Raw genomic sequence first — 13,276 nt, 5'->3', positions numbered from 1 at the left:
TTAAGGGAAATGCGGATTGTTTGCATTATATGTTTGAGGATGCATCGGTCAATGTTCAGTAAGTTAGTTTGTTAGTAATGTTTGTTCGGAACAAATATTGCTAACAAACTAACGTTTCGCCATGACCTGTTTAAACTCACTTTGGATAGAAGTGTATCAGTGGCTTTGCTAATTTAGCGTACTATAAATTACCAGAAGTATGGAAAAAGATCTAAGTGAGTGATTAATTTTTGTAGGCTACTACAGCTTAAGCTTGTTCGCTAGGGTGCGCCCAGATATGAGGGGCAGTATAAGGACCTGTCATACTTGACGTTGACTCACCAACGCCGTCAAGTGCACCATTAGTTAACTCTAGTGCAAACCAATTCTCTAATGGTGCTAATGTCTCAACAGGCAAACCAACTTTATGTGGTGTATTGTAACGTCGAGCATAGTGGTGAACCTCGCCCATGATAAATACCACGTCTGGCTTAAGCTCTTGTTCCGCTTTTTCCATCAGACGAGTGGCGTAGCCTTGGCGCTGATATTCTGGAAGTACAGCTAAAGGCGCAACCACGTAACACTTCAAGTGCGGTGCTGTATCAATGGTAATTGGGGTATAACATGCGTGTGCAACACCTTCGTAAACGATGGAGTAACTACCATCAGCAATAAGGTCGTCTGCAAACTTTGCGTATAATTTAGCGTGCCCTTCATTATAAAGCCCGCCTGCTATTGTGAATGTTTCATACTGAATTTCGTAAGGTGTTTTCATTTTTTATTCTCCTCTTTTATTTCGTAAAGTGATTTTTGCCTTATACCAATTACATCAATTATCTGATCATTATTACTGGATAAATAACGTAATAGTTGCGTTAAAAATTATTGTAGAATAACTACTTATAAGAATGTTTGTCTTACTCTTAGGTGATTTTCCTACGTGATAAATAGATCATATAATTAGTGATATTGGTATTATTCCTAGTCTCTTTTAGGATAATGGATTACGTATTTTTTTAAATTGACTGACTGGTCGGTCAGCTTGATGGGTGAATACTATTGAGCTTTGAAAGATATGTCAAATTTTTTCGGTGAGATTACTCTAACGACCAAGAGAGCAATCCGTTCGAGAACAGTACTATTTAAATGAGGGTTGAATTTAAATGACGTCCCCGATATAGTGCACATCACATAGCTGACCGTTCAGTCAGTTTTAAGAAGGTCATACACTTCTATGGGTAAGATATATGGATAAGAAAAAACAAATCATTGAGTCTGCAATCGAATTATTTGGCACTATTGGATATGAAAAAACTTCAGTGTCTACGATTTGTGAGCATTCTGAGGTTTCAAAAGGTTTGGTTTTCCACCACTTTAAAAATAAAGAGGGCCTACTCAAAGAAGTATTTATGCGTATGGCAGAGATCGTTAATGAAGTGAGTGACGGGAGTCTTGCTAACAGTGAGGTATTAAGCCCTAAAGAAAAATTGGTCAACTACCTTGACGCGATTTTCACCTCAATGGCCTCTCCAGAGCATAAGTTGTATTATCGGTTAGATTTTCAAATTTTATGTCAGCCAGCGACAAGAGATCTATTGAAAGATCTGTTTGAAGATCGTTATCAGCTAATGATGGATTCGTTTGTCGAGATTTTGGTGAAAATCCCAGCGTCGGAACCTCAAGTTGATAGTCATTCGATCATTGCTGAGATTGACGGTATCGCTCTGAACTATTTATTTGCCAAAGACGATTATCCGCTAATGGAAATCAAGGATCGCTTTATTCAAAAACAGCTATTATTGTTTGGTCTTTGAGTAAGAAGCGATAGATTTTCATCCCATTGTTGCTGATGTAGAGAAAGTAAAATCCCTCAATTTGTCTAACTAAAAATGGGGGCACTGCACGTTATCTAGCCAAATTACCACGCTTCTAACCAGTGATTGAAAATGTGTTATAAGAAAAAATAAGTCAAATAATGCGATCTGCCGACACTTGGTGGGCTAGGAGTCAAGAGGCTTCCTCTTGCCCGCAGATATCGTGCATCTTTTGCGTAGCAAAAGTGTGACGATAGCGCAGCGGGTTGCATTGTCGTCACACTTTCAGTGAACGCCTATTTTGAGGTTGTCCTCAATGCCATCTATGCACTCAGGTGATATCATGTCGTCTAAACGAAATAGATTTACGGCCTCTACAAGCTGCTCTGGCTTCAGTCGTTTACCATATCTTCCATAAGTCATGTTTTGATGCTTATGGCCTACAATTTCAGAAACCACATGCTCTTCGACATTCGCACGTTTTAACTCATCAATAAAGGTATGACGGAATGAATAGGCGGTTGCGCGTTGTCCTGCTTTAAATCCCACGTCATTAAGAATATTGCCGAAGGTCTTTCTATAATCCTTTGACCAATCATTATCTGCACCGCGAGGCTTTACATTAAATAGCTGTGTTTCTTTTGCTCGCTGGCGAGCTTTCACAAAGGCTAAAAAGCCCATCTCTAACAATGTTTGATGAATGGGTACGGTTCGATTAGATAATTGGTTTTTCAGCTTCTGAGCGTCACCAGAGTCCGAGAACTGAATGCAAGGCAGTTCGCCTTGTTTGATATCCCGAACTTGAAGCTGACAAGCTTCTGACGGCCTGCAACCTTGATAAAGCATCAATAAGGTTATCCACTTAAAGTCTGTGTTTTGTTTGCGATAAGCGTCGTTTGAGAATAGCTTCTGTAAATCCTCATTTTTCCAACGTTGTCGCTGCTCTTGAGCACTCTTTGCATTTTTAGAGGATGTTTTGACGACAGCAAATGGATTAGCTGTAATAAGCTCATGAGCCAAACACCAATTAAAAAACTGTCTATTTGCCGCAATGTAGTCTTTTAATGTTTTGCTGCTTAATTTTCGTTTGAGTAATCGGTCTCGATAGTGCATTGCTATGCTATTGGTGGGCTTATCTGCATTTAATTCTTTTAGATAGCCTAAAAAATCATTACACCGTTGCTCTAACTGAGTAAGGGTGAGTTGTGTTACACCTTCTAATTTCTTAGATTGGATAAATTCAGAGAGTGTACTTGACGTAATAACAGGTAAGGGTGCAGAGATTTTTATTTTTGGTGAAGGATCTACCACAAGCTTAGGGGCTTTGGTTTGAGTTTCAGGTTGTGCGCTATAAGCGGCTCGTAGGGTGTTAATCGACTCAGCCAGTTCAGTTTTAAACTCGACAATCGTTAAAGAGAGCGCAATGGCTTTCTCAAACAAGGCATGAAGTAATTGAACTTGCTCAACATTTCGACGATAAGCGGTTTTACGCTCACGAGTCAGTAGGGAGAATTTTAGTTCGTTAGGATAACCACTTTCACGGAGTGAAAGTGGAGTAGCGATACGAGTATAGTACACGCTGTTTGGAAGTCTTAATAAGTACATCTGTGCCACCTTTCTGTGCAAGGTGATTTTCGATAGTACAGATACAAAAAAACCGCTGTAAAAACAGCGGTTTAATCTTTTAATTTGGCGGAGAAATAGGGATTTGAACCCTAGGAGGGCTATAAACCCTCGCCGGTTTTCAAGACCGGTGCTTTAAACCACTCAGCCATCTCTCCGTTGTTGCCGCGAATATTAACGGCCAACACAGGGTGTGTAAACCCCTTTTCTACTACAAATAACTCAACCGCTCAAAAAGCCAGCAAAACCACGTCACTTCTCTCTATATGTGTCAAAAACCAACATCTTAAAAATAAAAAATTAACGCATTGATCAGAATGAAAATCTGTTCAGGCATCGATATCATGACTCCGCTACAATAGCCGTCTCGGAAACCCTTTAAGAGCATTCAGATGCACCATTACCTTCTTGTCGCTTTACTGTCACTTTTGACGCTTTCCACCTCGTTTGCCCAAGAAACGGATAAAACGATAAAAGGGGCGGCTTGCCTTGTCTCTGACGACCAAGGACGCGTGTTGGTCACCCGAGATATTCTGAATAATCGCATTGCTATTCCAGGTGGCTATGTGGACAGCGACAATCCCGCTGATGCCGCCATTCGGGAAACCCTAGAAGAAACGGGAATAGACGTCGAAGCCGTTGGCGAAATCGCCAGAATGGGTAAAGCCGTATTGTTTGATTGCCGTGCGACCTCCCCCATTCCTGTACTCAAAACAACAGCTGAAGCAGAAAAAGCCGCAGTGGCAGCTTGGCAGGCTGAACACTTCGCCCGCGAAGTTCGCTCGGTCTTCTTGATGAAACCCAACCAAGAGATGCTAGACAATGCTCGCTTCCCGGAACAAGTCGAAATGTTCCCTGCTTTACTGAAAAGAGCCACGCCCAGCCCTATTCAAGAGTTCGATGATTTTAGCGCCCTCGCCTCACCTTTTGATGTGTGGAATGCAGGCATCAACCAACGTTTTCAAAATGCCATTCACGCGCTACCCAAGCCAATTGCCAAGACAATGGCCACGCTGCTCGATTACGCTTCCGCACTTGGCAGTGGCGTCTTGTTCTTTGTGTTGATCCCCATCGCGATGGCAACAGGCGGATTAAAGCGTGTCGCCGAAGTGTTACTGGTGACAATACTGGTCACCGTCGTGGTGTCATTCGGCAAACTGTTCTTTGGCGTCCCACGTCCGTTTTATGTCATCCCTGAATTACAATTAGGCGCTGCATCCGGTTTCGCTTTTCCTAGTGGGCATACCGCAACTGCCTTTGCTGTATGGGGTTTGGTGTCCACATGGATTAATCGAGCACGAAAAACAACACGCGTGATTTGGCTCGTACCCGCCGTTCTCGTTGCCTTAAGCCGTGTTTATCTTGGTGTGCACTATGTCACCGACGTTATCGCAGGGGCGGTTATTGGCGTATTGGTGGTACTTGTCGCGCAGCATCTTGCACGTCGTTTACTCTCAGTTCGACTTTGGTTTGGGTTAGGCGCAATCATCATTCCTTTTGCTTTAACCCAAATTCAGCCAACGTTTCTTTATTGCGCTGCTTTTTCATTCACGTTTTCAGCAGTACTTTGTCTTGCCAGACACCAACAAGAGCGTCTCACTGCGCCGATGGGTATAAAAGGCTTTCTCGTGACGCTTGCGGGTATGTCAGCGTTGGCTGCAATCATTTTAGGGGTGGGTCAGATATCTAACTCCAGCATAGAAATATTGGCCTCATACACTCTCAGTGCTGCCTTGTTGGCGATTTGGTTAGGTTGGGCAGTGCCCAAATGGGGAGCGATACAAGGAAAGTGAGAGACGATTTAATTCAAATTCTCCGCCCATTAAGCACAAAAAAAGAGCGCCTATGGGCGCTCTTTGATTAAAACGTGTTGACGTTAGTCTTTAGCAGCAGATGCTAGCTCTTTCTCAGCGTCATGATCAATTTCAACGTCGAAAACAGCGCCTGCATTTGGATCGTTGAAGACTGATTCGTCAAGCTTGCCTTCACTTTTCGCGACAATACAACTCACGGTTGCATCACCGGTGACGTTCACCGCAGTACGAACCATATCGAGCAGACGGTCAACACCAAGGATCAGGCCGATACCTTCCAGTGGTAGACCTACCTGAGCGAATACCATCGAAAGCATAATCAAGCCAACGCCCGGCACACCCGCCGTACCGATAGAGGCCAATACAGCCATCACGATCACAGTGAGGTAACCTGCAATACCAAGGTCAACGCCATAAATGTTCGCAATGAACACGGTCGCCACACCTTGCATGATCGCCGTGCCATCCATATTAATGGTGGCGCCGAAAGGAACGGTAAATGACCCTACAGAGTTCTTCACACCTAAACGCTGAGTCACTGTACGCAGTGTGACAGGAATCGTGGCGTTAGAACTCGCGGTACTGAATGCGAACACTTGCATGCTGCGCACTTTCTTCATGAAGGTTACGATATTCAGACCAGTGAATATTTTGAGGAAAGTCGGCAGAACAACAAAGAGGTGAATCATCAGTACGCCGATCAGCACAACAACATAACCAATCAATTCAGCGAAGAGTGCCAAACCTAGGCTTGCCATGGCTTTTGCGATCAAACAGAAAACTGCGTAAGGCGCGATTTCCATGATGACGGTAACCATCTTCATCATCACTTCGTTCAAAACTTCGACCAGTTCGACGACTTTTTTAGCCGGCTTACCGACCATCAAAATACACACACCCATCAAGATGGCGAAGAAGATGATTTGAAGCATTTCACCTTCTGACAACGCACTGATTGGGTTATTTGGAATGATATCGATCAGGACTTGTGAAAGCGGTGGCGCATCTTTACCCGTAAAGGCAACGTCGGCAACCATGTTCATGCCAGAGCCGATACCACTTAGTGCTGACACACCAATCGCAAGTGCAATGGCGATGGCAGTTGTTAGCAGGTAAAGACCGAAGGACTTACTCCCCACACGGCCAAGCATTTTGATGTCACCAATCCCGCACACACCACAAATCAAAGAGAAGAGTACGAGCGGAACAACCATCATTTTTAACGCGTTCACAAACATTTTGCCCACAACGTGGAACAAACCGTTTGTGATATAGGTATCGACGAATCCACCAGCAGGATTCAACCCAAAAATATTGATTGCTAAACCAAGAATAATACCGGCGACCAAGCCGATAACAACCTTGGCAGTCAGGCTCATTTTGCCATCACCATTTGTTTTTGCATTTACCATATTGCCTCCATGACTATGTATAAATTCCAGTCATGAAACCCCTTTCTTTTGTCTTACTAATGGCAATAAGCGTTTGCTAACGAGCCGACCTTTGAATAATTAGTCACTATGGAGTGATATTCCATTCACTACATAACAAAGAGGCGAGATCAGCTTAAAAATTAACCAAATATAGAGACTAATGTCAGGACCTTTCATAACAGGCAATATATATATCCTGAATCGAAAAATAACGTTGTCTCAATATTGATTCATTCGACATATTTTGTTAATGGAAGGTTAAATTGGGTCTACGGACCCCATCAAAATTGAGCCCAAATATGAAACAACGAATACCGCGATGGGACAAGATGATTACGGCTTATTGCGTTACAATGGCTCTCTTTTCCAAACTGCATAGTCGTCATGAGCCATTGTCCTGAGTGCGGAGACGCACTTTCTTGCACTGCTAACTCCGGCAGCTGCTGGTGTATGCAATACCCCAACATCGTTCCGGTTAGCGATACCGCTAATCTGTCTTGCCTTTGCGCTGCTTGTCTGGCGAAGAAAATAAACACCCAGCTCGGTGAGGTCTATCAAACCTACAGCACTAACGAACTCATTCGACTAGCCAAACCTTACGCAAATAGCCCTCATCTCATCGAAGAACTCGACTACACGATGGAAAACGGCTTTATGGTGTTTTCCGCTTGGTACCACTTAAAGCGCGGAACCTGCTGTGGCAATGGTTGTCGGCATTGTCCATTCGGCAAATCGTCCGAATTGCCTATCAACCAGGAAGATCGTTATAACAACGTGGGCTAAGTCACTGACGGAAAGGATTTCTTCGACGACAATTCGCGTCCTTTTGCTTTATTCACTTTTCACTCAAAAAACGCCGAAATAATCATAATGAAGATAGTCGCTGTCACCGCCTGCCCGACAGGCATTGCCCACACTTACATGGCCGCCGCTGAGCTAAAAAAAGCCGCGCTGCAATCGAGTATTCATATCAATGTGGAGACTCAAGGCGCCATGGGCATTGAGAACCCACTCAGTATTCAAGATATTGCCCGCGCCGATGTCGTGCTGATCGCATCAGACATCGAGATTGAAGATCGCGCCCGATTTTCAGGAAGCAAAATCCACTGTGTGACGATTGAAGAAGTGCTGACTGACCCAATCTCTGTGTTGGAGCGCTGCAAACGTTTATGATCACCCGACGGATCACCTTCTTTATTGGTGAAGAAGGGCTGCCAGCATGGAGGCTGAACCGCTTGAGAACCTTGGCGGGGCATTTTCGATCAGTCACTATTTTTGTCAATTTGTCGCAACGTAAATCCGCCAATGCCGAACAGCCAATGCACATCCTCAGCCTAAGTGCATTACCCAGTGATTTGTGCCAGCTACAAATTGAAGGTAACGATGCCGAACTTGCTTCCATGGTATTGACCGATTTTATTGACGAACATGCCACGCTGATATCCGGCGGAAAGTCATCCGCGCCAATCACACCAACCGATCATCAGTCACTGCCCTTTGATTTTGTCACCCATCGGCTACGAGACACTGAACTCGACAAACATGGCCTACTGGCACAGTTTGCTTTGATGGTCGCCAAGCATGAAAACTGCAATCAAGAAACCTTGTTTGATGCCTTGTATAAGCGGGAAAGTGTTTCTTCGACGAGCATGGGAAATGGCGTTGCTTTACCTCATGTAATGACCCCTGAGGTGAAACACGCGCATTTGCTGATAGCGACTACGCATGCTCCCTTAAATTGGGCGTCTCAACGGGGGACTGTCTCTTGTGTGATTGGATTGATGCTGCCAACACCGCCCGTACGTGAATCTATAGTGGCCTTCTCTGGCTTTTCTCAGCAGCTTCTTGAGGCAGATTTCTGCGCGTATCTGACCGAAAACAACAGCGCTGATATTCTTGAACTCTTGATCTTAAACGCCCTTAACGTTCCGTTTCGCTAGCCCATTGAATCACTAATTCGCCCCGCGATACTCTGACGGCGTCATGCCCGTTTTCGATTTAAAGACGCGATAGAAATAATTCACATCCTGAAAGCCGCAACGCGTAGCCACCTCGTTCAAGCGAAAATCGTAACGCTTAAGCATAAACTTAGCGCGGTCAATCCTCACCCACGTAATGTAATCCGCCATACGCATATGCCCTTGTTGACGAAACAAACGTGATAGATGGTTTGGCGTCATGTTAAAGCGCTGCGCAATGGATTCTCGGGTGACCTGACGGTGAAAGTTTTCCTGAATGTAGATACAAATACCTTGATAAAGATCTTCCACGCGGTTGCGTGTTCCCGCCACGGGCGAGGCCAACATTAACTGACAATAACTCAACAAAGCATGCAGCAAGTGTTCATCCATCGGCTTGCGAACAGGCTCTGTCGCCAGTGTATTTAACGCACTGAGGATATGATCGATGGCGTGTCCGGTACGGGTTTGAATACTGAATTTCTGCACATCATAAAAGCCGGGCTGATTTTTAGCTTTACTGACCAGGCTAAAACCGAGTTGTCGCTGACCAAACAGTAAGCTCAACACAGAGCAATCCGTGTCCCAGTTGGGCTTGTTCCAACTATTGGGTGGCACAAATAACGCATCACCCGCCAACAGTTTCATTTCCCCAATGGTCTTGTCTGGGTTTTCAAGTTGGTTGGGGTATTCCCCACTGATCACTAACTCTAAACGTGGAAAATTCACCTGATAGCTGAATGGCGGCGGCGTGACTTGATCACTCGCAAACCAAATTCGATTGAAGTGCTCACGCTCTGATAACAAATTTTCCAAAAGCAGATGAAAAACCTGGCTCATCTTTTCCCCTCGATCCCACACCAATAACGCGGCGATTATGCTGCCTCACTGTCAGTGCCGCTAACCATTCCCTAAGTCACGACTCAATAGCGTGAACCAGCTCAACAAAAAACGCGTCACCACGTTAGATCAAGCGTTACTTATTTCTAGCAAAATCACTCATCACAGGAATTTACTGACTAATGCGGACATTGAAAATCATCAATAACTTATTGTATTTAAATATTTAATGTAAAAATAACTCACATAATTCACATCATCTCTTAATGAGAATAAGATCACAGCTTGCATTCGATGTTACAAATATCCAGTAAATGCCTTTTCTTTCCTCTATCTGACAAACAGTGATTCATCAGAAAATAGTCTCATCGGCTAACGCCATCATAAGACCAATTCATTTAGGGGTGACTTCATGATTACTAAGCTAATCAATGAAAATCTGATTTGCCTGAACCTGAGTGCGACAACCAAAGACGCAGTGTTTATCGAGATGATCGAACTGCTTCATGCTCAAGGCAGAGTCAACGACAAGCAGCAATTTCTTGCCGATATCTATGCACGTGAAGAGTTGGGTAACACAGGATTTGAAGACGGCGTTGCGCTCCCTCACGCGAAAAGTGCCGCTGTTATCGAGCCAGCTGTTGCCATCGGCATCAGTCGTCAAGGCATTGAATACGGCGCAGAAGACGGTCAACCATCCACACTCTTTTTCATGATTGCATCACCTGATGGCGGCGCAAATCACCACATTGAAGTGCTGGCAGAACTCTCTTCGAAACTGATTGAAGACGGTTTTATCGATCAGTTCATGCAAACAGAAAACCCACAACAAGCACTGGCCTTGCTGCTAGAGAAAAAAGCCCAAGAAGACTCACCAGAAGCGAACAAAGGCCTGTTAATTGGTGTGACAGGCTGCCCTGCTGGCGTAGCACACACCTACCTTGCGGCGGAAGCGCTGGAAAAAGGCGCGGCGGCACTTGGCTTTGAAATGAAAGTAGAAACCAACGGTTCGATTGGCGTAAAAAACAGCCCTACCGATGAAGAGATTGCCCGTGCCGAAGCGATTATTGTCAGCTGTGACAAGCAAGTCGACATGGCTCGATTTGCGGGTAAACGCCTGATCAAGACGGGTGTAAAAGCCCCAATTAAAGACGCCAAGGGCTTGATCAACCAGGCACTAGAAGCGCCAAAATATGTCGCATCTGCTGACGATACCAGCGCGAACTCCGGCGAGAGCAAAGCCTCTCAAGCCCGTTCTGATTTGTACCGCTACCTGATGAATGGCGTGTCTCACATGATCCCGTTCGTGGTGACAGGGGGTCTGTTGATTGCTCTGGCACTGGCTATCGGCGGACAACCGACCGAAGCAGGCATGGCGATACCCGCAGGCAGCCTTTGGAACAAAGTGCTTGATGTCGGTGTGGTTGCCTTCACCTTGATGATCCCTATCTTGTCCGGTTACATCGCGTATGCCATTGCTGACCGCCCTGGTTTGGCGCCAGGCTTGATTGGTGGCTGGATTGCGAACAACGGCTCATTCTACGGTGCAGAAGCAGGTACTGGCTTTATTGGTGCAATCGTTGCGGGTTTGTTGGTGGGTTACTTCGTCAAATGGATTGCCACTCGCAACTATCACAAGTTCGTTCAACCTCTCGTACCGATTATGATTGCCCCTATTGCAGGTAGCTTGTTCATTGCGAGTTTGTTCATCTTCGTTATCGGCGCGCCTATTGCGGGTCTAATGGAAGGCTTGAACACCATGCTGACTAACATGAGTTCTGGCAACGTGATCCTACTTGGTATCGTTCTTGGTGGCATGGCAGGCTTTGATATGGGTGGCCCATTCAACAAAGTGGCCTTCCTGTTCTCTGTTGGCATGATTGCCAGCGGTCAAACACAATTTATGGGTGCGATGGCCTGTGCTATCCCTGTTGCACCGCTCGGTATGGCGCTAGCCACTGTGATTGGTCGCAAATTCAACATCTTTGAAGACTCTGAAATTGAAGCAGGTAAAGCGTCTGGCGCAATGGGTCTGGTGGGTATCTCTGAAGGTGCGATTCCATTCGCGGCGCAAGATCCAATGTCTGTTATCCCAGCGAACGTAGTCGGCTCAATGGTTGCTGCAGTGATGGCATTCTCCTTCGGCATTACCAACAGTGTTGCTCACGGTGGCCCAGTTGTTGCTCTGCTCGGTGCGATGAACAAACCCGTACTTGCCCTTGCCTGTATGGCCGCAGGTGCCATTGTGACTGCTCTGGTTGCCGTTTCACTGAAGAAAATGCGTCAAGCAAAAGCGCAACAAGACAGCACGACTGTGACTGCTGCATAATCAAAGAATCTCTCGCTCCCTCTTATTCAGGGAGCGATTTTTTTGCGCTGACGCATCAATCCCCGTTTCACTTCTGGTAAACTTTCCGCCAGTTGAATGAAGACTCGAAGAAGAAAAATGACTGCATACTTTTATCCATTGAATAACGTAATTCAAGATTATGCTTGGGGCAGCTACACCTCGCTGAATACCCTTTTTGGCATTGCAAACCCAGGCAACAAACCGCAAGCCGAAATCTGGATGGGCGCGCATTCAAACGGCTGCTCCAAGATCACTGTCGATGGAAAAGAAACCCTGCTTTCTGATTTCATCAACAAAGACATGTCAGCCGTCATTGGTGCTGAAACTGCAGACACATTTGGCGAACTGCCTTATTTGTTCAAGGTACTGTGCGCAGAAAAAGCACTCTCAGTGCAAGTTCACCCAAGCAAAGCACAAGCAGAAGCGGGCTTTGCCAAAGAAGAAGCGGCCGGTATTCCTCTTTCTGCTGGCATTCGTAATTACAAAGATCCCAACCACAAGCCTGAACTGGTTTATGCGCTAACGTCATACACGGCGATGAATGGTTTTCGTGATTATGCGGAGATCTTAGCCTTCTTCCACAAACTGAATATTGATGAGCTTTCTATATTGGTTGCGGCACTGGATGCTAACCAAAATGAGCAAGGCTTAAGCGCATTCTTTGAAGCGCTGCTTTCGTTGGAAGGAGAACAAAAAGACGCAGCGGTGACCAAGTTGCTCGCATTTGCTTCAGAGTCCCAATCAGATGAATTGTTCGCGTTACTACTGACTTTGGCAGAACAATACCCAGGCGACATTGGCTTGTTCTCGCCGTTGATTCTGAACACCCTGACTTTAGCGCCGGGTGAAGCCATGTTCCTGCATGCTTGTACGCCACACGCATACATCAAAGGCACAGGGCTTGAGATCATGGCGAACTCAGACAATGTATTACGCGCAGGTTTAACCCCTAAACATATGGACGTGGCCGAGTTGATTTCTTGTACCCGCTGCGTGCCAATGCCGAAAGACACCATTCTTCTTGCGCCAGAAATCAGCGGCAAAGCACTGCTTTACCCTATTCCAGTGCCAGATTTTAACTTCGGCGTTTATCAAGACACCGAGAACGAAACACTCCAGACCACCAGCGCAGAAATTTTGTTCGCGATTGACGCCCCTTTGACCGTTTCACACGCCAGTGGCGAGCCCGTAACGCTGCAAAAAGGTGAATCTGTGTTTATTCCTGCGTTTGTGGGTGATTACGCGGTGACATGCAGCGGCACATTTGCTCGCGCATTTAACTGAATAGCTCATCGTGATGAATATCGATCTGCTTACTCCCCCTAAGCAGGCCAACCCAACACCTTAAGTGCTAAAGAAGCTCCGGTTTAGGCTGGGCTTCTTTATTTTTGCTCTCTCGTCATACCCGTTTCTCATTGGTGTCTCTCCCTGCGTCACTCAGTCATCACCCTGCCCTTGTGTCCTT

11 protein-coding genes and 1 tRNA gene are annotated in these 13,276 nt (G+C 45.6%); 7 read left to right on the top strand and 5 right to left on the bottom strand.

All coding sequences use genetic code 11. The features are described 5' to 3' along the window. Positions 1 to 247 precede the first annotated feature (247 nt). Positions 248 to 754 carry a GNAT family N-acetyltransferase gene (locus ACED36_RS14700; RefSeq protein WP_016959213.1) on the bottom strand — a complete coding sequence of 169 codons (507 nt, stop codon included), beginning with the start codon at positions 752 to 754 and terminating at the stop codon, positions 248 to 250. Positions 755 to 1,226: 472 nt separating this feature from the next. On the opposite strand from ACED36_RS14700, the gene ACED36_RS14695 reads away from it, so the two are divergent. Then, entirely contained in the window at positions 1,227 to 1,793 is a 567-nt protein-coding gene (locus ACED36_RS14695; RefSeq protein ID WP_016959214.1) for a TetR/AcrR family transcriptional regulator, read from the top strand. A 285-nt stretch (positions 1,794 to 2,078) separates the two neighbouring features. Here the strand turns inward: ACED36_RS14695 and ACED36_RS14690 are convergent, their stop codons facing one another. Next, on the bottom strand, positions 2,079 to 3,398 hold the full coding sequence (locus ACED36_RS14690) for a tyrosine-type recombinase/integrase (RefSeq protein ID WP_016959215.1): 1,320 nt from the start codon (positions 3,396 to 3,398) through the stop codon (positions 2,079 to 2,081). 85 nt (positions 3,399 to 3,483) lie between these two features. Beyond that, a tRNA-Ser gene (locus tag ACED36_RS14685) sits at positions 3,484 to 3,574 on the bottom strand. Positions 3,575 to 3,808: 234 nt separating this feature from the next. Between ACED36_RS14685 and ACED36_RS14680 the strand changes: the two genes are divergently transcribed. Then, on the top strand, positions 3,809 to 5,209 hold the full coding sequence (locus ACED36_RS14680; RefSeq protein ID WP_371733480.1) for a phosphatase PAP2 family protein: 1,401 nt from the start codon (positions 3,809 to 3,811) through the stop codon (positions 5,207 to 5,209). An 83-nt stretch (positions 5,210 to 5,292) separates the two neighbouring features. On the opposite strand, the gene ACED36_RS14675 is transcribed toward ACED36_RS14680, so the two are convergent. Further along, on the bottom strand, positions 5,293 to 6,642 hold the full coding sequence (locus tag ACED36_RS14675; protein ID WP_371733479.1) for a dicarboxylate/amino acid:cation symporter: 1,350 nt from the start codon (positions 6,640 to 6,642) through the stop codon (positions 5,293 to 5,295). Between the two features lie 405 nt (positions 6,643 to 7,047). On the opposite strand from ACED36_RS14675, the gene ACED36_RS14670 reads away from it, so the two are divergent. The 3 genes from ACED36_RS14670 (at position 7,048) to ACED36_RS14660 (ending at position 8,603) form a co-directional block, all read left to right on the top strand. Beyond that, positions 7,048 to 7,446 carry a DUF5522 domain-containing protein gene (locus tag ACED36_RS14670; RefSeq protein ID WP_371733478.1) on the top strand — a complete coding sequence of 133 codons (399 nt, stop codon included), beginning with the start codon at positions 7,048 to 7,050 and terminating at the stop codon, positions 7,444 to 7,446. Between the two features lie 87 nt (positions 7,447 to 7,533). Further along, on the top strand, positions 7,534 to 7,836 hold the full coding sequence (locus ACED36_RS14665; RefSeq protein WP_026024063.1) for a PTS fructose transporter subunit IIB: 303 nt from the start codon (positions 7,534 to 7,536) through the stop codon (positions 7,834 to 7,836). Further along, on the top strand, positions 7,833 to 8,603 hold the full coding sequence (locus ACED36_RS14660; protein ID WP_371733477.1) for a PTS sugar transporter subunit IIA: 771 nt from the start codon (positions 7,833 to 7,835) through the stop codon (positions 8,601 to 8,603). Before ACED36_RS14665 ends, ACED36_RS14660 begins: the two co-directional genes overlap by 4 nt. 12 nt (positions 8,604 to 8,615) lie before the next feature. Here ACED36_RS14660 and ACED36_RS14655 read toward each other — a convergent pair whose 3' ends face one another. Then, positions 8,616 to 9,461 (bottom strand): helix-turn-helix transcriptional regulator, encoded by an 846-nt coding sequence (locus tag ACED36_RS14655; RefSeq protein ID WP_371733476.1) that lies wholly within the window; start codon positions 9,459 to 9,461, stop codon positions 8,616 to 8,618. 412 nt (positions 9,462 to 9,873) lie between these two features. On the opposite strand from ACED36_RS14655, the gene ACED36_RS14650 reads away from it, so the two are divergent. Further along, positions 9,874 to 11,790: a fructose-specific PTS transporter subunit EIIC gene (locus ACED36_RS14650; RefSeq protein ID WP_371733475.1), complete on the top strand. Its 1,917-nt coding sequence runs from the start codon at positions 9,874 to 9,876 to the stop codon at positions 11,788 to 11,790. Positions 11,791 to 11,907: 117 nt separating this feature from the next. Further along, complete coding sequence (gene manA, locus ACED36_RS14645) at positions 11,908 to 13,095, top strand: mannose-6-phosphate isomerase, class I (RefSeq protein WP_371733474.1); 1,188 nt, start codon at positions 11,908 to 11,910, stop codon at positions 13,093 to 13,095. Positions 13,096 to 13,276 lie beyond the last annotated feature (181 nt).

The organism is Enterovibrio sp. FF113 (assembly GCF_041439165.1).
GTDB classification, from domain to species: domain Bacteria; phylum Pseudomonadota; class Gammaproteobacteria; order Enterobacterales; family Vibrionaceae; genus Enterovibrio; species Enterovibrio norvegicus_A.
Note: the sequence above shows the minus strand (reverse complement) of the source record. Positions and strands in the feature narration are given on the sequence as shown.

Bases quoted from the DNA above. Each gene is read 5' to 3' on its own strand.
- manA (WP_371733474.1), top strand. From the start codon at position 11,908: ATGACTGCATACTTTTATCCATTGAATAACGTAATTCAAGATTATGCT.
- ACED36_RS14650 (WP_371733475.1), top strand. From the start codon at position 9,874: ATGATTACTAAGCTAATCAATGAAAATCTGATTTGCCTGAACCTGAGT.
- ACED36_RS14680 (WP_371733480.1), top strand. From the start codon at position 3,809: ATGCACCATTACCTTCTTGTCGCTTTACTGTCACTTTTGACGCTTTCC.
- ACED36_RS14670 (WP_371733478.1), top strand. From the start codon at position 7,048: ATGAGCCATTGTCCTGAGTGCGGAGACGCACTTTCTTGCACTGCTAAC.
- ACED36_RS14675 (WP_371733479.1), bottom strand. From the start codon at position 6,642: ATGGTAAATGCAAAAACAAATGGTGATGGCAAAATGAGCCTGACTGCC.
- ACED36_RS14695 (WP_016959214.1), top strand. From the start codon at position 1,227: ATGGATAAGAAAAAACAAATCATTGAGTCTGCAATCGAATTATTTGGC.
- ACED36_RS14655 (WP_371733476.1), bottom strand. From the start codon at position 9,461: ATGAGCCAGGTTTTTCATCTGCTTTTGGAAAATTTGTTATCAGAGCGT.
- ACED36_RS14660 (WP_371733477.1), top strand. From the start codon at position 7,833: ATGATCACCCGACGGATCACCTTCTTTATTGGTGAAGAAGGGCTGCCA.
- ACED36_RS14665 (WP_026024063.1), top strand. From the start codon at position 7,534: ATGAAGATAGTCGCTGTCACCGCCTGCCCGACAGGCATTGCCCACACT.
- ACED36_RS14690 (WP_016959215.1), bottom strand. From the start codon at position 3,398: ATGTACTTATTAAGACTTCCAAACAGCGTGTACTATACTCGTATCGCT.
- ACED36_RS14700 (WP_016959213.1), bottom strand. From the start codon at position 754: ATGAAAACACCTTACGAAATTCAGTATGAAACATTCACAATAGCAGGC.